Source organism: Providencia alcalifaciens DSM 30120 (genome assembly GCF_000173415.1).
GTDB classification, from domain to species: Bacteria; Pseudomonadota; Gammaproteobacteria; order Enterobacterales; family Enterobacteriaceae; genus Providencia; species Providencia alcalifaciens.
Genome location: NZ_ABXW01000053.1, coordinates 64,625 through 86,702, shown reverse-complemented (window position 1 = coordinate 86,702; position 22,078 = coordinate 64,625). Strand labels below are relative to the sequence as shown.

Here is a 22,078-nt window from a genome sequence, read left to right as displayed (position 1 = left end):
TTATTTTATGGTTTTGTTGATTTCTGAATAAGCGAAAAGTGCTTGTGCTCCACCTGTATGAACGAATAATACAGGGGTTTTATCGGATGAATTATCTAAGTAATCAATCAAGCCAGCCATGGCTTTTCCTGTATAAACAGGGTCAAGCAAGATCCCTTCTTTTTGTGCTAACAGCGCTATTGCATTCAAACCACTACGATTCGGCATGCCATACATAGGGGCGAAGAAATCATCCCAAAGAGTGATTTCGGGTGTTTTTTCGAGTTTCAGTAATTGCGCTAATTCATTTTGCAATTTTTCAACTTTGGGTGCCTGATCTTGCTGTTTACGAGAAACAGTGACACCAATGAGTTGCGCTGCTGGAAGCAATTCTTGCAGACCCATCGCTAAACCGGCGTGAGTTCCTGCGCTACCTGAAGCAACAATGATTTTATCAAACTCAATATTGGTTGGTTTTTGTTGGGCAATTTCAATGGCGCACTGGACATAACCCAATGCGCCAATTCCATTTGAACCACCGACTGGGACAATATAAGCGTCTTTAAGATCTAACGATTGAATCAATTCTGCCATTTGCGCTTGTGGGTCGGTTAATTCTTCACACATTACACATTGAGTGCCAAATAAGTCAGTGAGTAGTTTATTTCCATTATGCAGGAAATTGCTATCTTCACTTTGAATAGGGTTCTCTAATAAAGCGACACATTTCAACCCAAACATAGCGGCAACAGCAGCCGTTTGGCGAACATGGTTAGATTGAATAGCACCCGCAGTGACAATAATTTTTGCATTTTGGGCTAAAGCATCAGCCATTAAAAATTCGAGCTTACGGAGTTTATTTCCGCCCATCGCCAACGGCGTCATATCATCACGTTTAATATAGATTTCTCGTCCATATAAACGTGACAAATTATCGAGTCGATTCAGTGGGGTCGATGCTTTAAGCAAGTCAACTTTCGCGAATTGAGTTAATGTTTGTTGAAGAGACATCTAAATTCCCCTGTATTAATTGGTAAACCCTAAATAGAGATAAATAGCCAGTACAAAGCTTGCGGTCACTAATGCATAAGGCATTTGAGTACGAATATGTTCTATATGGTCACAATCTGTGGCCATAGAAGCAACAATGGCATCTGCGGAAATAGGTGAGGTCATGTCGCCAAAGATTGATCCTGAAATTGCTGCCCCAATCATATATTCAATTGGCATACCAACGGATAAGCCTAATTGAACACCAATTGGGATCATAATGGCAAAGGTTCCCCATGAGGTTCCCGTCGCTAGAGACATGATGGCACTTATAATAAAAATAAAGCCAATAGAGAAACCCGGCGCCATAATACCTTGAGTGACCTCAGCAATATAAGCTCCAGTATTAAGTTCAGAGGATACATTACCCATTAAGAAAGCTAAAATCATGATAGAGCTGATTTTTAGCATACTGGCGTAGCCAATGAATAATTCCTTAAAGAAGTTATCGATATTTAATAGCCGTCTTCCGATAAACCAGCAAAAAGAAACAGCCGTACCAAACATAACTCCCCAATAAACGGAAGTAGACCCACTACCTTTGCTGAAATCACCGTCGCCCGTAATATATAAGGCAACAGGAACCATTAATACAGTTGAAAGAATAGGAATAAAAAAATTCAGTGCCGAATGTGCATTCGGGTGGTCGATAATTTCTTCTTCTTCATTTTTTAATGAGGATTTTGTTAATTTACCTGCGTTGAAATCTTGCTGATATTTTATTTCAGCCTTTTTCATTGGTCCCCAAGAAAAATTGGTGAATACATAAAATAAGATAGTCGCAAGCGATAGCCATGCCATTAAGTTGTAGCCAATAGATTTAATGAGAATATCGAAAGGTTCACCTGAAATAAGACCTTGGGAGATTTGTACACCTATTAGCCCCATAATAACCGCACCCCAACCATTAATAACGGCAGATGAGCAGACCGACACACAGGCAGTTTGAATAAGATAGGACATTTTTTCTGGCGCGACGCCATATTGTCTCGCTAAATTCTTAGTAGAGGCACCAGCTACTAGTTGGTTAATGGAGCTCTCAATAAAAATCAGGGATGTAATTACTATGGCGAGCAATTGTGTTGCTGTTCTATTTTTGATTAACTTTGTCTTATTAGTGAGTAACTGGACGAGGGCTCTAACCCCTCCGGTGACGACGACTAAACGCATGATCCCGCCAATCATGACCATAAAGACAATGGTACGTGTATTACCCGCCGAAGAAAATGTATCAATGATGCCGTCTACTGTTCTTCGAATACCGAGTAATAGGTTATGGTCATTAATAACAGTAAAACCAACTAAAATCCCTAGCATTAATGAAAGCATCACTTGGCGAGTGAGTATTGCCAAGAGAATTGTGACAATCGGTGTGATAATTGTCCAAATACCATAGTCGTGCATGTGTTTACCTTGGATATTTTTATAATATGAAAAGTTATTTGTAAATATCAGGAAATCATAGCATTGATGGGAGAGGGCTGTCGGTTATTTTCTTTGAATTGCAGTAGATTGTTACAAATTCCATATGAGTGGTCAGATAAACTGCAATGAGTCGTTATGAGGGAATTACGCTATTGGGTTAGGATAGCGTAATTCGGCAAGTTAAATACGCGCTTGCCATTGCTCATAGGTAATACGGCTAATTTCTTCGATTTTTGTTTCACCGATTAATTCAATAAATTGCGGTGCTAATGTCGCGTAATATTGAAATCCACACCTTTCTTGCACAATTTTAGACTGTTGATTACCTTGAAAATATCCACACCATAAATTATCCATTTTAAGGTTTTTAAATCCGTGACGCATAATTTCACATAGAGCTTCTGGAATAAATCCTTTTCCCCAAAATGGAACGCCGATCCAATAGCTTACTTCTGCATCATTATCGCCAATAGGAAAATTACTGTCTTTGCCAATGGATAAACCAATTAACCCAATTGCTTTGTTGTCTTCTTTCAATGCAACGGCAAATACACCATCACGCATAAAAATGGATTGAATAATTTCAGCGCTTTCTTCAATGCTGTGATGAGGCGGCCAACCGGCAATAGGACCGATACGTTCATCTTTAGCATAATGATACAGATTGGTGGCATCGCTCATCAGCCAAGGACGTAAAATCAGTCGTTCAGTATATAACACCATCATATTTCTCTTCGTTGTTGGGGGTAATTAACAAGACTTATTTTAGGTATTTATTTGTGGTATATAAGGGAAAAATCTCGTTAGTTTAGGTACTTTTGAAAACTAATGATAAGGAGCGAAATCCAGTAAGGTGAGTTTATATGCAAGATTTAAAACATCATCAATTAATATGGAGCGGCGTCGTATGTCTTGGGTCATCGACATTTGAGGAGCTAAAAAATAGCGTAATATCGCCAGATTATGTGACGTTATGCATTGGTCGGCAGGGAATGGCTGTTTTTAATATTAATTTTAAACAGTATGCTTTACGTAAAGATGATTTATTTGTTCTATATGAAGATACATTCGTGATGCTACAAAAGCGCTCTAGGAACTTTATTGTTGATTACATTCATATTGACAAGGCTTTTGCCACAGATATTGCGTTTGTTTTACCAAGCTCGCTATTTGCTTTTTTTAATTTTCAGCCTCGATTATCGATGACATCGGCGCAAGCACGTTTATTTTCACATTGGTACGCACTATTTCGCTATTACCTGCAGGAACGTACAGAACATGGAAAGCTGCAATTGCGCCAGCATCTGCAAAACTTCTTTTTGGAAATCGCTAATCAAGTTGATCATTCTGGGGCTATTTTTAAAGAGGAACGTAGTCGTAAAGCTAAATTATGTTGGCAATTTTGGTCGCTAATCACACAGCATTGTAAGCAGCAACGGGATGTTAAATTTTACGCAAAACAACTGGCCATTACGCCATTTTATTTATCGCAAATCGTGAAGGATTTTTTTAATGATCCGCCCAAAGCTTTAATAGACAGACAAGTGGTGTTAGAAATTAAAGCACAGCTCGAGAGAGGTATATTATCTATTCAAGGTATTGCGGATGAATTAAATTTTGAAGATACGTCATACTTATGCCGTTATTTTAAACGGCATACCGGAATGACATTAAGTGAATTTAGAAAAAGAAAACGAGGCACTTAGCTTGGTTCAATTTTGCTGATCGTTCGTCGAAAAAATACTGAAGAACAAACACAAGGCGCAGTCTGTACGGCGAATTAAAAAGCAAGGTTTGGAGTGTTAGGCATATAATAACCGAAGATACTGAGCATGGTGAAATCAGTAAAGGGTTAATATTATGACAACGAAGAATCAATGGATCACCGATGAGCAGCGCTGGAATGCGCTGAAAAACCGTGATAAATCGGCCGATGGTTATTTTGTATATGGTGTAAAAACGTCAAAAATTTATAACCACCCATCTGCGGCTGGTCGTTTACCGAATCGAGACAATGTGCTGTTTTTTGATAATGAGCAGCAAGCGATAGAGCAAGGGTTCCGTTCAGGAAAACGTCATCGTAATGAAATGTCACAGCAAGCTCAGTTTTATCAAGAAAAAATTGAGCTTGCTTGTCGGTATATAGAGCAAACGAATCAACAATTCACTTTAGCGGAGTTAGCCGAATATGTCGGTATTAGTCCATTTCATTTTCATCGGTTATTTAAATCTCAGATGGGATTGACGCCTAAAGCTTATCGCGATGCCTATCGCCATCAGCAAGTGCAAGCTCAATTAGCTGAGAATGAACGGATTACGGATGCCATATATGATGCGGGTTTTCATTCAAATAGTCGTTTTTATGAAACGGCGACTGCGCGTTTAGGAATGACACCCACGGCATGGAAGTCCGGTGGAGATGGGCATCAAATTTATTTTGCCTTAGCGGTGTGCTCATTGGGAAATGTGCTTGTTGCACAGAGCTCAATCGGTATCTGTGCCATTTTATTGGGTGATGATCCAGAGTTGTTACTCAATGATTTACAAGATAAATTTCCTCATGCGCAATTGATTGGTGGAGATAAAGATTTCGATCAAGTTGTCGCAAATGTGATTGGATTTATAGAAGTCCCTGAAATAGGTCTTCATCTTCCGCTAGATATCCGAGGAACCGCTTTCCAACAGCGAGTATGGCAAGTTTTGAGAACCATTCCTGTTGGTAAAACAGTCAGTTATCGAGAAATCGCAGAAAAAATAGGTTCGCCTAAATCGGTTCGTGCTGTGGCGAATGCTTGCGGCGCTAATATGCTCGCAATCGCGATCCCTTGCCATCGTGTGGTAAGAAATGATGGCGCTTTATCTGGCTATCGGTGGGGAATTGATCGCAAACGCGCTTTATTATTAAAAGAATCCATCAGAAAATAATCATATTCATGATGAAAAAGATAATACTGCGCCAATACAACAATTGTGCAGCAAATTTTAATATGAAAATTACATATTTATTTTTATTGGTTAATAGGATTATAAAGATAGCAGGTATTATTTGTTATGGTATGTGAAGCCTATTTTATATCCTTTAAAGATTAATTTAGTTAAAATTAATTTTATTTCTTTGAATAACAAATTAGATTTTCTGGTTTTTGTATTTTTCATGTTTTTTCCTTAAAAATAAGTTCCTTATGCTCTTTAAAATAAACATAATTACTTGAGCTAATATAAACTTAGGGTATGGCTTACCCTTTATGTTTTTTTCATATTCCATAAATAAAATCCTATCGTTGTATTTTGTTTATTTAGCATCGCATTAGAAATTAACTTAAAAAAGTGACAGATCTGATTTTTTGCAAAATACAGATCATCCCAGCGAAATTTGTATTACATTACAGTTACGGGATACGATGTTAAGGATATGAGAGCGATGCTTTATAAACAGATAGCCCAGATGCTTCAGAGCAAAATCCATCGAGGGGAGTTTCTTGGCGGAGAAAAAATGCCGTCTGTACGTGATATTAGCCGTTGTCATGATGTAAGCATTACCACTGTTCAGCTTGCTTATCGTGAGCTGGAGCGATGTCAGCTCATTTATGCGGTACCGAAATCAGGTTATTTTGTGATCCCTGAAAAGGTAACAGCCCAGCTGCCTAAGGTGGCAAACTATATTCAAAAACCGGTTCATATTGATAAGTGGAATCCGACGATGGATTTCTTACGTGTAGAAGAGCGTGTCGGGGTGACATCACTTTCGTGTGCGGTACCGAATATTATGGGCAAAACCTTAGAGCCGTTATGGCAAGAAATGAATATGGTTGCGCGTCGTAAAAACCCCTTAACGCTGGAATATGATAGCTTACAAGGGCTTGCCGCACTAAGGGAGCAAATTTATCATGTGTCAGATTATCGCCAGTCATTTACCCCTGATGATATTGTGACAACGACTAGCGCACACCAGTCACTTTCAATTGCAATACAAGCGTGTACACAAGGAAATGATGTGGTCGCGGTGGAGTCTCCTACATTTCCGGGGTTATTGCAGACGTTGTATGGATTAGGTCGTAAAATTATTGAAATTCCTGTTGATCCTCAAACGGGAATTAATCTTGATAGGTTAGAAGAGGCATTTCAGTGTTGGCAAGTGAAAGCCGTGGTTGTAACACCGACATGTAATAATCCTATGGGCAGTATTATGCCGGAAAAAAATAAGCAAAGGCTGCTGGAAATAACCAATAAGTACCAAGGGACCGTGATCGAAAATGATTGCCTTGCGCCGCTTGCGTATACCTACCCACGCCCTTCAACAATTCAATCTCTGGATACTGATGGGCATGTGATTTTGTGTAGCTCATTTTCTAAAACGGTGGCACCGGGAACACGTACTGGTTGGATTATTCCCGGTAAATATAAAGAAAAAGTAATGCACTTAAAATACCTGTCCCATTGTTCGGGTGAGGTATTTATGCAGCAAGTAATGAGTAATTTTTTAAAAGAAGGGCATTATTTTTTGCATTTACGCCGAATGCGTCAGCAATACCGTGAATTACAGTGTCAATATCGTGAGTTAGTCGAAACGCATTTTCCAGCAAATACGCGGATCTCACGACCTCAAGGAGGATTTTCACTCTGGGTCGAGCATCCTGCTGTGGACAGTACAAAGCTGATGGATATTTTACATCGCAATAAAGTGACTGTATTGACAGGAGCACACTTTGCTGCTGGAGATTGTTACTCAAATCACCTACGTATTAATTATGCATCTGAGTTGATCCCAAGAAGGCGCAATGCTATCAAAATTTTGGGAGAAACTTTAAAAATGACCATGTTGAAATAGCAAAAAGAAACCCACTAAATGGCTTATCATTTGCGGGTTTTATACAATCAAACTACGAGGCTTTGTTTGTTTTTTATCCGCATGCCATTAAGCATACTCAGCCACGCCAATACGGTGACAATCATTAAGATAATAAAGATGGAATAAGGCGCGAGTTCAGTGAGAACGAACCCTGTCATCATCGGATTAAACGCCCCGCCAAGTAGCCCTAGCGCTTGAGCTGAAAAATAGCTGGATTTCATACCTTCAGGCGCAATGCTATCAATTAACATGTATTCTCCTGGGGCATAAATTAATTCACCCAGCGTGAAAATAAATGACCCTAATGCCCATAAATAGAGGTTATCACCTGAGCCCATAAAGACAGCTAATCCCCCTAAAAAGAATAGGCTACCTAAGGTCATTAAACGCCTCAAATTGTCGGGTGTAATGTGTTTTCCAACCGCATATTGCAATGTCACCACGACGACGGCATTGACGGGTAAGATGACACCAATAACGGCTTGCGCGAAATCACTGTTAGCAACGGTGATGACGTATTGGGAAATCCACGTAGTAAATGAACCGAATACCAAGGAACCAAGAAAGGTTGAGAGAATGAACCAAGCTAATGCACGGTCGTGAAGCATCGCCTTAGGGTTCCACACTCGCGGCTGACCATCAACATGGCTAGCAGGTTTGGTGCTTTGAACAAAACGTTGAATAAAGAATATCGGTGCAGCTGCTGAAACGGCGGCTAACCAAAAAGGTAAATTAATGCTGAACATTAATAGCCATGTTCCGATAGGGGGACCTACCGTCCAGCCGATATTAATAAAGGTATAGTTGAGCGAAAAAACTTTAGTTTTTAAGGATAAAGCGAGTGTATCGGCGAAATAGCCTTTTAAAACTGTCGAAAAGACGGAATAAGAGCAGTTAATGAGTGAGAAAAAGATAATAACTAGCAGGGCATTATTCATTAATGGAATGGCGATGAAGCCACAAATAAAGGCGAATACGGCAATGAGCATGCAGCGTTTTTTATCGACTCTGTCCGCCAGCATGCCAAATCCCATACTAAATAAGACTCCCACCGTTAACGCGATGGTCATGGCAATACCAACAATATCGATGGCCATGTGATACTGACGTGTTAAATAAATCGCCATAAATGGCAAGGTCGCGCCACGGCCAATGGTTAATAGCAATGAAGATGCGAGCAGTGCAGTATTAGAGATATTGGATTTAGAAAACATGGCTCACGACCTAGGAAGACAATAATTGTTATAAAAATGTTTTATGTAATTTAGTGCTATAAAATACCTAAAATTTCAGCCCCAAGAAATGGCTTATTAGGGGCGAAAATCAAAACAATATTTTGATCATGCTATTGTGCCATTGCCAATCAATTATCTGGCTAGAGAAGGGCGAGACATCAATAGCAGAGTTATCTGCTATCGGCTTAACTGCATAAAAAATAAATTAATTATTTAGTATTGTTCATTTTGACAGGCATATAAACAAGGCAGGGATTTCCCTTTTCAATATCAAAGGAGAGTGGGGAATCGTATTGTTGAGTACAAGCTTGATAGAGAGTCTCTGATATACCAACATTGTGTTTTTAGTCAGTGTTGTGTATGCCAAGATTTGATGAAAAAAGAGTCACCTTATTTAGGATGGGTCAGAATTATAAAAAAGAGCGCAATAGATGCGCTCTTTTGTTCAACCAACGATTTATAATGATGCGATGTAAATTCGGCGGCTGACTTCTGGGGTAATGTCGCGATGTTCGCCTAGGGTCACCATGCTATGTGCCACCAAGCTGTTCACTAATGGCTCAACAACATCTTGATTGAGTTGGTAATCTTTAAAGCGAGTTTTAACTTGCATTGATTCGAAAAAGTCTCTTGTTAATTCAATGGCTTTGAGCGCTTTTTCTTTTTCGCTACCTTCACGGATATCCCAAACGCGTTCTGCGTATTGTGCCATTTTCGCTTGTTTCTGTGGCAGTTTTTCTTCCATTAACGAAGGCAGAACAATGGCTAATGTTTGGGCATGATCTAAACCGTAGAGAACCGTAATTTCATGTCCTAACATATGGGTAGCCCAGTCTTGCGGGACACCCGCACCAATTAAACCATTTAAAGCGAGCGTGGCTGTCCACATGAGATTGGCGCGGACATCATAATTGGTTGGGTTAGCTAGCGCTTTCGGTCCAATATCGATTAAGGTTCTGAGCAAACCTTCGGCAAAGGCATCTTGAACATTTGCATTCACAGGATAGGTGAGGTATTGCTCGATAACATGGACAAAGGCATCCACCACACCATTACTGATTTGGCGAGGTGGTAATGTATAGGTTTTTACAGGATCTAAAATAGAAAATTGAGGGAAAACTTTGTCACTCATGAAGGCGAGTTTCGCGTGGAGTTCTTCGCGAGTGATCACAGAGCCTTTATTCATTTCAGAGCCAGTTGCCGGAAGTGTCAAAACAGTACCAAATGGTAATGCGTGCTGAATAGTCGCCCCTCCACTGGTCACCACTTCCCATTTATCACCCGCATAATTGACGGCAGCAGCGATAAATTTAGTACCATCAATGACAGAACCACCACCGACAGCCAGCAAAAAATCGTAGCCTTCATTTTCAATGAGGGCGACAGCTTTGATTAACGTTTCATAGCGTGGATTGGCTTCAATACCGCCAAAATAACCAAGTTGACGATTTTTTAAGGCACTAGTGACTTCATCAAGGGTACCGTTTTTGCGGGCGCTTTCGCCACCATATAGCACAAGAACTTTTGCAGTTTCAGGGACCAGCCTGTCCAGTTCGCCAATTTTGCCTTCACCAAAAACAATACGTGTTGGATTGTAAAACTCAAAATTATTCATATACAAACCTTAGTTGGGAATTGAAGGAGATGTCATTTGGCATCGGTGAGAGTTGAAAATATTTTATTAGTATACACGTGGGATTATTCAAATTCTGATCAAAAAGTTTGGTAATGGATGATTTTATGTATCCGATAGACCGCATTAAATGCTTAATGAACAGATTGACTTTGGCTATACCTCGATCAATATTTAATTCATTCAAATGAAATAATATTGATGGGAAGGAAATACTGATGAATACAAGAATACCCGCTGCATTGACTCTTAAAGAGCGAGATAGACGATGGGAACTGGCTCGCCAGATAATGAGAGAGAATAACCTTGAATTTTTAATGGTATACGGTGATCGCGAGTCCGCGGCACCAGCACCATTTTGTATCGACCATTACTTTACCAATGATAGATTAGGTTCAGTGGTGCTGTTTCACCAAGATAAGCCTCCTGTTGTTGTGACATTCGCGCCAATGATGGTAGCGGATCATATGCAAGCTTCTTTGCGCCACGATATGCAATGGATTACAGCAGAGCAGATTATGGTCGGAAAGACGGGGAGAAACATTGGTAATATTCTGCTTCAGCTAGGTGTTGCATCCTATGCGCGTATCGGGGTCATTGGTCTTGAACCTTATCCCCCATTTTATTTTGATGGAGCGATGCCGTTTAATACGTTGTCTGGTATTAAGGAGCAGTTACCTAATGTGAGTTTTATTCCTGTTTACAAAGCGTTTTTCCAGCTTGCATCCATCAAAAGTGATGAAGAAATTGCCCATATTAAACATGCCGCGATGATAGGAGAGGCCATGAGTGAAGCGATGCGTAAAACGGCGGTTCCGGGCAATACAGAGGCAGATATTGCAGCCGCCGTCACGTCAACATGTTTATCTCGAGGAGGATTTACGGCAGAAATTTTGATGGGTTCAGGACCGGAATACATTGGGTGGGGACAGCCAGCATGGCAATACCGCTCACAAAAACCGCGAGAAATTCAATATGGGGATATTGTATTAACTGAAATTTTTGCTCTATATGGGATGTATGAAACTCAACATCAAGCCGCGGTTGCCGTCGGTAAAGTGCATCCCAATATTGAGCGAGCAGCCCAAGTTTCTCGAGAGTGTTATGAAATCGGTGTTGAAAACCTAAAAGAGGGGGTTACCTTCGGAGAGTTGGTCGACAAAATGGAACAACCTTTATTAAAGGCAAAAGGTTGGCATGTTCATCCGCTTATTCATAGCATTAATCCTTATGGACCTATTGGTTTTGGTACTGCACCAGGAATTGAAGTATTACCGTTAGCTCAAAAATATGGGCATATTAGTCGATTACCTAATCCTGGGCGTGATTTAGTATTAAAAGCAGGCATGACATTCGCGTTTGAGCCTAATTGCGCCTTTGATTATCATTTATGTAATCTTGGCGGTACGGTTATTGTGGGAAAAGAGAAAGGAATAGAATTAAATAATAATTCGACTCATTTAATGCGTGCTGACGTATAATGTTGTTACATTCGATGTAATTAGGATCCTCAGCTGCATATGACAGAAATGAATAAAAACACGCTTTCTTCTGAACTGACGAAAGAAAAATTAGTGAACGAAGGCATCAAGCAATTTGCACTTTACGGAATTAATGGTGTTCGGACTCGTCAATTGGCTGAAAGCGCAGGGGTTAATCAATCCGCTATCCCTTATCACATGGGAGGGAAACTGGGTGTCTATGCAGCTGTTATTCGTAAGATTGCAACAGATCTGGCTCAAATGAGTAATGTAAGTACATTTGATGTGCAATTTGAGGAATTAAAGGGGCAAGCAGATTATGAGGCGGTACAGGTTGAATCGTTACTCCGTTTATTAATGAAAGGGCTGGGTTTAGCGTTATTATCCCCAGAACATGAATATTATTCTATATTAATTCTTCGTGAGCAGTTGGAACCCACTGAAAACGCGGATATTATCTTTAAGGAATTTATTGAGCCTTTCCACTCTCGCTTAACGTTGTTGATTCAATTTATCACCCAAGAAGAGCAACATTCGGCAATTATTTCAGCTCATGCTTTAATTGGTCAAATTTTAGGGTTTGTGATTGCGAAAAAATCATTATTAAAACGTTTAAATCAAGATCGTATTGATGCACATTTATTGGATGAAATCTTAGAACAAGTCAGCTTATTTGCGTGCAATGCGATCATACCGCGTTAATTTTTAACTTACATCATGTTAATTTTAAGCCGTTGCATTAAGATGATTAAGGTAACATTACGTTTAATCATCAAAGGTAAACAGTCATATTATGCGGCGGTTCATTCATTTAGATCTTCCTCCAGAACCTGTTATTAATGATAAGTGTGTTCATAAACGCCTGAAAAATAGTGTGTGTAATAATTGTGCTAACAGTTGCCCTGTTGGCGCGATTTCTTTCGGTTTTATGGATGCCAAAATTGATAATGAGCTATGTTATCAATGTGGTAACTGCCTGTTTACGTGTCCAGTCGATGCAATTGAAAATATTGAACCTCACGAACGAACCTACCAAAATGGCGTTCTTGTTATCAGTCATGATGAGCCACTCGCCAGTCCAGAAGAATTGATTGTTTGGCATCGTCAATATGCAATTAGAGGCATGCATATCCCCAGACCATTAGTCGATAAATGGCTGCCTGCGTTAGCGGCATTAAATTTAAAACTGGAAACGTTGCAAGAGCCTATTTGGCGCTTGATGATCACGGAACCTGCCGAAGTGGACAGCGGGCGTCGTAGAATGCTTTTTCGTCAAAAACTAGATAATCAGCCCTTAGACAGCGGTAAGGTAAAGACAGGTTTAAATGCCAGAAAACAGTTTTATCCTGAAGATAGCTGGTTTCATGTTGAATTAGATAAGGCAAGTTGTATTTTGTGTGGTGCCTGCGCCAAAGTGTGTGATGAACAAGCCATTGAAATTGAAAATTATCAATTTAGCATAGACGATAAGCGCTGTACGGGGTGTATGAGCTGCCAAGTCGTTTGTTTTCCGCAATCTATCCATGTTCATGCACATGTTGCGAAGAATAGTGAACCTACCCAGTTCCATTATTATGGCGGGACATGCCAAAAGTGCCAGTTGCCATTTTCCACATGGACCGCACAAGAAACCCTATGCCCAATATGCGCGCAGCATAAAAAGCAAGGTTGGTTATAATTAGCGCCTTTTATTCATAAAAAAGCGCCACGATCTGGGCGCTTAATGTCATCCTATTTTTATTAATTGTCTTGCATATTCTCAATGATCATTTCGGCAATTTGAGGATTTAATGCGGATGGGGTATCGTGCCCCATGCCTTCAATCACTTCTAATTTAGCCGTTTCAATATTGTCGAAAATATCTTGCCCAGAAGTGACCGGAAATAGTGGGTCAGCAGAGCCGTGGATCACTAATATTGGCGCGGTAATTGCGCTTAAGTGTGGTCTTAAATCTCCAGTTACTGCAACGGCAGCGAGCTGTCGCTTAGTGCCTTCAGGAGAATAGTTACGCTGGAAGGCTTGTACAATATAATTACGGCAATTTTCTTCATCAAATGGAACACAAGTCGAGGCGATCCGGCGATTAAATGCAATTTGCCCCGCAAGATAGCCTTCAAAGTCCTGCTTAGGATCAACACCTGGTGACATCAACATTTGCATGACGTCCGGTTCGCCTTGCGGTAACTGAGGGTTACCCGTTGATGACATAATTGGGCAGAGCGAAAGAATACGCTCTGGTACTTTTGATGCAACCACTTGCGCTATCATGCCGCCCATTGAGCGACCGACAACATGGGCTTTTTCAATCGATAATTGATCTAACAATCCAATGATATCATCTGCCATCTCAAATAAGGTGTAGGGAACATCAACCTGTTCACCACGTTGTAAGCGTTCGGATAACTCTTTTATATTCAGTGGTGGATAATTATCTAAATGTGGTGATAAGCCGGCATCGCGGTTATCGGGGCGAATAATATAAAAACCAGCGTCGGCAATTTGTTGGCAAAATTCCGAGGTCCAACTAATATTATGCCCACCTAAACCAGCGATAAGGATGACGGCTGGATTAGCAGGTTGACCAAACGTGTCGTAATACAATGATAATGGTGTTGTCTCTGTCATTTTATTTCCCTATTTTTGGTGATAGTTATTTATGCAATAACTCAGCGAGAAAGGCGAGTGCTAAAAAAAACAATCACTATTAATTTAAGCTCCATTTACTTTTGTTTATCAATGATAAACAAAGTAGTTCAAGCAACCTAATAAACCTTTTTCAGAAAAATTGAAGGGGAAAGGTATTTACCCGCTGGGGGCTTTGTTAGTGGGTACAGCCATACAACAAAAGCAGTTGTACCCGATATTGCGCGAATTTTCATACCAATAATCATCTGTTTGTGCTTTTTATCCCACCCAACGTTATTGACCGACCGTTAAAAGTGAACTATTTCCTCGTATCTATTGATGAATTTTGGCAAGGAAAAGCTATCTGGGAGTCTTAACTGTCTTTCTTGGCGTACAAATAAACAGACGCACGGGAAACACCAAGATGTTGTGCGATAGTATCCATGGATTTTTTAATATCAAGAAGACCTTCTTTGCGTAATAGCTCAATAAGAGCAACACGATCATCCGCTTTGAGTGTACGCGGAGTTGCCGCAATAGAGGCGGCATACTGGTCGATACGAGCACGAATGGCCTCACTACCATTTGGCTCTAAATGTTCTTTTACTGGGCTACATCCGACTTCGGTAAACTGTGAAAGCATGCTTTGCATATTTCGAAATTGCGTCATATCTAAATTGAGGCACAGTGCCGCAACGTATTGACCTGTTTCATCTTTGATACCAATGGAGGTGCTTTTAGCAGGGCGTCCATCCGGAAATTGGTTCGCATAATTAGTGATGATATTGGGAAAGTCAGCAGATTCAATACGTGCAAGCCCCAACTCGGTGGTTGCTTCACCTTCTTTACGTCCAGAAAGGTTGTTATGAATTGAGATAATCGAATGCTCAGGGTTTTTGAGATCATGCACGACGACCTCACAAAAAGGGGCAAAGGTCTCACTCAATCCTTGTGCAATGGCTTCAATTTGAGCCAATAAACTGTTTTCTTTTGGTTTTGCCACGATTATACCCCTTCGTCTATTTTGGATATCTCTTTAAATTCTAAACTATTTTTTTCAATTCTAATAGAGAAGGGGCATAAATTACTTAAGCTAACATTAATTCTGCGAAGCGCTTAATGTCCACATTTCCACCACTGATAATAATCCCAACGCGTTGACCTCGCAGCTGTTCTTTCATGTTTAAAGCGGCAGCGAAAGAGAGACAACCGGTTGGCTCCACAATGATTTTCATACGTTCAGCATAGAATTTCATGCGGTCGACTAACTGTGCATCGGTAACGGTTAAAATATCATCAACGTTTTGCTTGATCAGTTCGAATGTATAATGACCGATATGCTGGGTTTGTGCACCATCAGCGATCGTTTTTGGGGTTGCAATATGGACGATTTTTCCGCTACGGAAAGATTGTTGGGCATCATTTCCAGCCTCCGGTTCAACACCATACACTTTACAATTTGGTGATAAAGCTCGGGCGGCAAGGGCACAACCAGAGAGCAGTCCACCACCGCCTAAGCAGACAAATAGGGCATCGAGTTCACCCACTTCCTCAAAGAGTTCTTTGGCTGCTGTACCTTGTCCCGCAATAATATCAACATGATCATAAGGGGGGATGATAGTTAACCCGTTTTGTTCAGCCAGTTCACGACAAAGTTGTTCTCTATCTTGAGTATAACGATCGAATCTGATGACTTTTGCACCGTATCCTTGCGTGGCAGCGACTTTAACTTCAGGGGAATCAATAGGCATTAAAATCGTTGCTGGAATATTTAATATTTGGGCCGCCAGCGCGATACCTTGTGCATGGTTTCCAGATGAAAAGGCAATAACGCCTGCTTTTTTTTGTTCTGGGGATAGCTGTGACAGTGCATTAAGCGCTCCTCGAAACTTAAAGGCACCCATGCGTTGGAAATTTTCACATTTAAAAAAGAATTCTGCACCAAACTCATTATTGACGGTAGTGGATGTCATTACTGGCGTTTTGTGGGCAAAACCTGCAATACGTTGTGCAGCGGCTTCGACATCTTGGTAGGTCGGTAACGTTAATTCAGACATGATATACCCCATTGTTTAATAGCTTATTCTTGATAATTTTTTAGAACATGGCGTTGAATACTTCAATTTGCTGCGATTGCCGTGGCTTCAATTTCGATTCCTGCACCAAAATGAAGTTCGGAAACACCTGCAACTGCACGAGCAGGCCGACATTCTCCAATCCAATTAGCATAAATTTGATTAAAAATCTGCCAATTGTCCATATCAGCAATGTAAACACGCACTTGCACCAGTTGTTGTCGAGCAACGCCACTCGCAGATAAACAGGCATCTAAATTAGCTAAAACTTGCTCAGCTTGTTGAGAAAATGGAGTATCTGCGTACACATTTCCTTGGTTATCTGTCGGTAATTGCCCTGACACGAAGACAAAACCATTCGCCGTGACGGTGTGTGAATAGTGCCCTCTAGGCGGGATTAATTGAGGGGCATTAGTGTAAATGATGTTCTGGCTCATGACTGTTCCTTATGTGGAATATATTTATACAATTAGTCTAATATTAGACTATAAGTTTAGTCAACAGGCTTTTGCTGTTTAAATAAACTAACAATTTGTGCAAATTTGCCGATGGATATCAGTGCAATTAATTCAAAAATTGAAAAAAATTGTTATGACGGGTAATCATCGTGTTAATCCCTATATTGCTAATTAATCTTCCGTCATATTAGGAATCCAGGAAGGTTTCTGGGTAAATAAAGGGGGAATATTTAAATTATTGATATTTAATTCCAGGTGCATAATTAAGCAATAAAATTAAATAATCAGGAATAAGAATAATCAAATTGAGACGAATAACTAAAAATGATAAGAAGTTGTTATATAACTACATTTAGGAAATTGACATGGCTAAAATCACCTTTGACCTTCTTCCAATATATGGCGAAAAAGGATCAACTGCGGGGTTACAATATTTACAAGAATCCTTGCTTCCTTTGGCTGCATTTGAAGAAAGCTTACCAAAAGCGTTATTTGATTATGTTATTGACGGAAAATCCCCTGAAATCTTGATTAAATTAGGTCAGTTGGATAAAGAAAAAGCCACAATTTTATTAGATAAGCCAGGGACAGTAGATTGGTGGTGGGGCAGCCATAGTTTTGATGCGAATCCTTATACCAAGCTAATCCGCCAAGGCAAAAATGCGCGACATAAATTGTATGCTAAAGTCGGTGATGAGATTACGCCTGTCCAGATTGCTCGTTTTGCCAAAGTTGTGGCAGCCGCTTGCCAAGAGGTCAATATTAAGGTGTTAACACCAGAGCTACCGTCTTGGATGCTATATTTACTATGTGATGCGTTTGGAACCACGTTTGAGAATAACGCCCGCAATGCAAAATATGAGCATCGCAAACATTGGAGCTATGAGCTATTAAGCCAGTTAGTTGAAAGTGAAGCGGAACAAGCTGGTCATACGCTGTTATACGGTATTTTTGATAGACAAAACCTGTCTGATTACCACTATGAAAACTTAGCGTTACTATTCGCGATACCTGGTTTTAAAGACTATTTGATTGCTGAACAAGATTTTATTCGCCAAACGTTGTTAAGTAATCTTTCCGCGTGTGGCCAGGTACAGCTGATCGACACACTGAAAAAAGATGAAGCACTATACTGTGTTTTTGCTGATATTTTAGTGCTGCTGGCAACCAGCTCACTGAAAACGGTACGCTCTGCGGCAGAGCCAGTGATGTCTATCCTGCCGGATGATGCGGTAAAAACCCATTTAACCAAAGTGCTGTTAGAAGGAACGCCAAAACAACGCACTCAAGCTGCGGATCTGTTTGCCCGTATCGGTAAAGATAGAGACATACTTGAAGCGGCATTGAAAGTCGAAACCAATAAAACCGTGCTAAAAAGTATTGAAAGTGCGCTTTCTCGTTTTGATGTTATGGATTGTGCGAGCGAAGTGGAAGACGTGGATATTCCGGAAGTGATATTTATAGAAGATACTCCGTTACCAGAGGGTACGGCTGAGATTCTGGTGTCTAACTTCCGCGAAATGCTGCAAAAAGCCAAAGAAAATGCGGAACGCGAGCTGGAAGAGAATAAGCAGGAAAAACATAAATATACGTGGTCACAACGCCATTACAATGAGTTTAAAAAGCACAGCGAAGATGAGTGCGCAGGTTTATTAGCTAAACTCAATACAGGCGTAGGGGTCATTACTGACCATGAATATAATATTCTTAAACATAAAGAGCGTATTAACAATCTACCGGAATTTACGCTGTTCCATGCGCTACGTTTGTTAAGCCATAACCGCTCAGATGTTGACCACTTTTCTCACTATCAACTCACCCGTGAAGTGCCTGTACGGATCCTTTCACAACTCGATTTGCGTCAGTTAGAACGTGCGCTGGAACAATGCCATTTTAAACATGGTAGCCGCTTAATCGCCGATCTCTGCCTGCGTTCGTATAACCATGGGTTATCGTTATTTAGAGAACCTGCGCAGGTTTGGCCTTTCTTTATGCAGTATCCAGACTTCTTAAGTGAAGCATTGGGGCTGATCCCGCAACATGAAGGGCACCGCTATTACCAAGAATATGATGCATCCAATGCAGTTGCTATTTTGGCGTTATATCCGACGATTCCAGCGCGATTTATTCCGCGTATCATGGAGTTAGCATTAGGTGAAAATAAAACCCACCGTTTAAGTGCGCAAAAATTATTGGAAACGTTACCAAATATTCATGTGAATGCGGCGGAAGGGCTAGAGTCGGGCAAGCAAGAGATCCGCGTTACCGCGATAGAATGGTTAGCTCGCTTGAAGCACCCAGACTCACTCAAACCGTTGTATGGCTTACTGAAAAAAGAGAAACGCGAAGTTGTGCGAGCGGCGTTATTGACGGCACTAGAACAGCTTGGCGAAGATATTTCCGGCTATTTAGCGCCAAAAGTGCTTTTAGCCGAAGCACAAAAAGGCTTAAAAGCTAAAGCACCAGCCAGCATGGCATGGTTTGATTTAGACTCCATCCCGGCGATAACATGGCGAGATAACAAGGCGGTTGATCCTGATATTATTCGCTGGTGGATCATTTTGGCGGTGAAGCTAAAAATGCCTGCGGGTAACGGCTTATTACAGCGTTATATCAGTTTATTATCGTTAGAAAGTCAGCGTAAATTAGGCAGCTTTATTTTAAATAGCTTTATTAGCCAAGACGTGGCTGGTCCGTCATTGGAAGCTGCGATGGCAGAAGCAGAAAAAGATGCTCCACAGCGTTTGAAAAATTACCAAGATTGGGTAAAACGTTGGCCTGAATATTATGCGAAATATGAGAACTTCACCCTTGAGCAGACCATCAATGAAATCAAAAACGAAGTTTTAGGTCGTTATTTAGGTTCAGCAATCAGTGAAAAAGGGATGCTGGCTTTAATTTGTGGTATCGAAGGGCATGTTGCGGTCACTATGTTACGTCAGTATATGCGTGATCATTACCAACGCCGTGCCCAAATTGAAGCCATGATTGATGCGATTGCAGTTAGCAATGATCCTTTGATTATCCAACTCTTATTGTCACTCTCTCGCCGGTATCGCACTGCTTCAGTACAGGAAAAAGCCCGTGGACTGGTGGCTGATATTGCTCAGCGTAACGGGTGGAGCGCGGATGAATTAGCGGATCGTACCATTCCAACAGCAGGTATGGATGAAACGGGCACCATCGTGCTGGAATACGGCGACCGCACGTTTACAGCAAAACTCGATGCCCAACAAAAACTGGTGTTGTTTAACCCTGAAGGTAAAGAGATAAAAGCATTACCCGCTGCTCGTAAGACGGATAACGAAGAGCTGATTAAAGAATCGAAAAAATTACTGACATCCAGCAAGAAAGAGCTCAAGCAAGTCATTGAATTACAAACTGCGCGTCTGTATGAAGCCATGTGTGCTGAGCGCGTGTGGAGCACCGCTGATTGGCAAGAATATATCCAAAATCACCCTGTGATGCGCGGTTTGATTGAGCGACTCGTTTGGTTAGAAATAAAAGATGACCAAGTGATTAATCAGTTCCGCCCATCCGATGATGGTTGTTTATTGAACCTCGATGATGATGAAGTAGAACTTAGCATAGGCTCCAGTATTCAACTCGCTCATGCTGCATTGTTATCGAATGATGACCGCAAAGCGTGGATCGCCCACTTCAAAGATTACAAAGTGAAGTTTTTATTCTCTCAAATGGATCACACGATCCCAGCGCTGGATTTAACCCTGACTGAAATTGAAGATAAGAAAGGTTGGGTTACGGATACCTTTACCTTACGTGGTGTACTGACCAAGATGGGCTATCAGCGAGGTCAAGCGGAAGATGGTGGAAGCTTCTGTCACTATTTTAAATATTTCTCCAGTTTAGATTGCTATGTGTATATGGAATTCAGCGGAAGCTACGTACCGGAAGAGAATATTCCTGCGGTGTTATATTCCTTGAGCTTCGATCGCGCACAAAAAAGTTCATGGGATAGAGGCTATGTTGAGCTAAAAAATGTCCCACCGATTTTATTAGCGGAAAGCTATGCTGACTACCTGAAAGTCGCAGATGCCTGTGCCGGTTTTGATCCTGAGTGGGAAAAGAAAACCCCTTGGTGATTACCCAAATAATAAAGACAACAATTTAGGAAACAGACATGGCAAAGGCGAAAAAAGTAACGGAAGGGGTTCTGCGTGAGAGCGCAGAAGTCCGTTTCGAGGATGAGTTAGAGCGATTAACTCAAGCAGATAAAGCGAACCCTAAACCACAGGGTTGGCTACGTTCACCGCGGGCAGTGCGCCAATTTATTTTGGGCGATGAGGCATTACAGATCACACCTAAATTTTTTGGCGATGATGCGCTAGTGGATCGCGCTATTGTAACACTGCTGGGAAAACAAGGATTAATGCTGGTGGGGGAGCCTGGTACAGCAAAATCCATGTTGTCTGAGTTATTAGCCGCGGCGATCAGTGGTGATTCGGGGTTAACTATTCAAGGGACGGCAGGCACAACGGAAGACCATATTAAGTATTCATGGAATTACGCTCTGTTGCTGGCGGAAGGTCCAACAGAAAAAGCGCTTGTCAGCTCACCGTTATATCAAGGCATGCAGCAAGGTAAAATTGTCCGTTTTGAAGAGATCACCCGCTGTCCTCCTGAAATTCAGGATGTATTGGTCAGTATGATGTCAGAAAAACAGATGATGATCCCTGAGATGAAAGATAATGCACGGATCAGCGCGAAATCAGGATTTAACTTAATTGGTACTGCCAACTTACGTGACCGTGGTGTCCATGAAATGTCATCGGCACTCAAACGCCGGTTTAATTTCGAAACCGTCAAACCTATCCAAGATCCGTCATTTGAAATTGAACTAATCAATAAGCAACTCACCGTAGAGTTAGGCGAATTGGATGGTAAAGTGACGGTGCCGACAGAGGTTATTGAGCTATTAGTGACGACGTTCCAAGAGCTGCGTTCGGGCACTACCAAAGATGGCGGGAGTATTAAGACTCCGGATGCGGTGATGTCTACGGCTGAAGCGGTCAACATTGCTTATGCATGTGCGTTAGAAGCGCACTATTTAGGGAATGGGACGTTGAATGCAGGGGCGGTCGCGCGTCAGTTGATTGGCGTGGTACTCAAAGATAATGTCGATGATATTAAGCGGATGCGTTATTACATTGATAATGTCGCCCGTGAGCGTGCAAAACAGAGCGAAGCATGGAAAGCCTTTTTCGACGCCTCGCGTGAATTTTGGCAATAATCTGAGTCATCACCGTG

At 41.1% G+C, this 22,078-nt stretch carries 17 protein-coding genes; 8 read left to right on the top strand and 9 right to left on the bottom strand.

The window, feature by feature from the left end; all coding sequences use genetic code 11:
* The 3 genes from PROVALCAL_RS13425 to PROVALCAL_RS13415 all read right to left on the bottom strand — a co-directional run bounded on the left by PROVALCAL_RS13425 (position 1) and on the right by PROVALCAL_RS13415 (position 3,180).
* The gene (locus PROVALCAL_RS13425) at positions 1-990 is read right to left on the bottom strand and encodes a D-cysteine desulfhydrase (RefSeq protein WP_006659837.1); all 990 of its coding nucleotides are present in this window, start codon (positions 988-990) and stop codon (positions 1-3) included.
* A 15-nt stretch (positions 991-1,005) separates the two neighbouring features.
* Positions 1,006-2,433 carry a Na+/H+ antiporter NhaC family protein gene (locus PROVALCAL_RS13420; protein ID WP_006659836.1) on the bottom strand — a complete coding sequence of 476 codons (1,428 nt, stop codon included), beginning with the start codon at positions 2,431-2,433 and terminating at the stop codon, positions 1,006-1,008.
* Between the two features lie 201 nt (positions 2,434-2,634).
* Entirely contained in the window at positions 2,635-3,180 is a 546-nt protein-coding gene (locus PROVALCAL_RS13415; RefSeq protein ID WP_006659835.1) for a GNAT family N-acetyltransferase, read from the bottom strand.
* Between the two features lie 137 nt (positions 3,181-3,317).
* On the opposite strand from PROVALCAL_RS13415, the gene PROVALCAL_RS13410 reads away from it, so the two are divergent.
* From PROVALCAL_RS13410 to PROVALCAL_RS13400, 3 genes are all read left to right on the top strand, one after another.
* A complete protein-coding gene (locus PROVALCAL_RS13410; protein ID WP_006659834.1) occupies positions 3,318-4,160 on the top strand; it encodes an AraC family transcriptional regulator in 843 nt (280 codons plus the stop codon).
* A 154-nt stretch (positions 4,161-4,314) separates the two neighbouring features.
* Positions 4,315-5,379 (top strand): bifunctional DNA-binding transcriptional regulator/O6-methylguanine-DNA methyltransferase Ada, encoded by a 1,065-nt coding sequence (gene ada / locus PROVALCAL_RS13405; RefSeq protein ID WP_006659833.1) that lies wholly within the window; start codon positions 4,315-4,317, stop codon positions 5,377-5,379.
* A 487-nt stretch (positions 5,380-5,866) separates the two neighbouring features.
* Positions 5,867-7,282, top strand: coding sequence for an aminotransferase-like domain-containing protein (locus PROVALCAL_RS13400; RefSeq protein WP_006659831.1), 1,416 nt, complete (start codon positions 5,867-5,869; stop codon positions 7,280-7,282).
* 47 nt (positions 7,283-7,329) lie between these two features.
* Here the strand turns inward: PROVALCAL_RS13400 and ydeE are convergent, their stop codons facing one another.
* Complete coding sequence (gene ydeE, locus PROVALCAL_RS13395) at positions 7,330-8,517, bottom strand: efflux MFS transporter YdeE (RefSeq protein ID WP_039862054.1); 1,188 nt, start codon at positions 8,515-8,517, stop codon at positions 7,330-7,332.
* Between the two features lie 478 nt (positions 8,518-8,995).
* A complete protein-coding gene (locus tag PROVALCAL_RS13390; protein WP_006659829.1) occupies positions 8,996-10,153 on the bottom strand; it encodes an iron-containing alcohol dehydrogenase in 1,158 nt (385 codons plus the stop codon).
* Positions 10,154-10,389: 236 nt separating this feature from the next.
* Here PROVALCAL_RS13390 and PROVALCAL_RS13385 point away from each other — a divergent pair, with 236 nt between their 5' ends.
* The 3 genes from PROVALCAL_RS13385 (at position 10,390) to PROVALCAL_RS13375 (ending at position 13,330) form a co-directional block, all read left to right on the top strand.
* Complete coding sequence (locus PROVALCAL_RS13385) at positions 10,390-11,652, top strand: M24 family metallopeptidase (RefSeq protein ID WP_006659828.1); 1,263 nt, start codon at positions 10,390-10,392, stop codon at positions 11,650-11,652.
* Positions 11,653-11,691: 39 nt separating this feature from the next.
* A complete protein-coding gene (locus PROVALCAL_RS13380) occupies positions 11,692-12,354 on the top strand; it encodes a CerR family C-terminal domain-containing protein (RefSeq protein WP_006659827.1) in 663 nt (220 codons plus the stop codon).
* A 91-nt stretch (positions 12,355-12,445) separates the two neighbouring features.
* Positions 12,446-13,330, top strand: a complete 885-nt coding sequence (locus tag PROVALCAL_RS13375) for a 4Fe-4S binding protein (RefSeq protein ID WP_006659826.1) — start codon at positions 12,446-12,448, stop codon at positions 13,328-13,330.
* Between the two features lie 62 nt (positions 13,331-13,392).
* On the opposite strand, the gene PROVALCAL_RS13370 is transcribed toward PROVALCAL_RS13375, so the two are convergent.
* The 4 genes from PROVALCAL_RS13370 to PROVALCAL_RS13355 form a co-directional block, all read right to left on the bottom strand.
* Entirely contained in the window at positions 13,393-14,277 is an 885-nt protein-coding gene (locus tag PROVALCAL_RS13370) for an alpha/beta fold hydrolase (RefSeq protein ID WP_006659825.1), read from the bottom strand.
* Between the two features lie 373 nt (positions 14,278-14,650).
* On the bottom strand, positions 14,651-15,280 hold the full coding sequence (locus tag PROVALCAL_RS13365) for a helix-turn-helix transcriptional regulator (RefSeq protein WP_006659823.1): 630 nt from the start codon (positions 15,278-15,280) through the stop codon (positions 14,651-14,653).
* Positions 15,281-15,365: 85 nt separating this feature from the next.
* Positions 15,366-16,334, bottom strand: coding sequence for a threo-3-hydroxy-L-aspartate ammonia-lyase (locus tag PROVALCAL_RS13360; RefSeq protein WP_036965741.1), 969 nt, complete (start codon positions 16,332-16,334; stop codon positions 15,366-15,368).
* Between the two features lie 62 nt (positions 16,335-16,396).
* Positions 16,397-16,789 (bottom strand): RidA family protein, encoded by a 393-nt coding sequence (locus PROVALCAL_RS13355; RefSeq protein WP_006659821.1) that lies wholly within the window; start codon positions 16,787-16,789, stop codon positions 16,397-16,399.
* Between the two features lie 386 nt (positions 16,790-17,175).
* Here PROVALCAL_RS13355 and PROVALCAL_RS13350 point away from each other — a divergent pair, with 386 nt between their 5' ends.
* Entirely contained in the window at positions 17,176-20,913 is a 3,738-nt protein-coding gene (locus PROVALCAL_RS13350; protein ID WP_006659820.1) for a DUF4132 domain-containing protein, read from the top strand.
* A 38-nt stretch (positions 20,914-20,951) separates the two neighbouring features.
* Positions 20,952-22,061 carry an ATP-binding protein gene (locus PROVALCAL_RS13345; RefSeq protein ID WP_006659819.1) on the top strand — a complete coding sequence of 370 codons (1,110 nt, stop codon included), beginning with the start codon at positions 20,952-20,954 and terminating at the stop codon, positions 22,059-22,061.
* Positions 22,062-22,078 lie beyond the last annotated feature (17 nt).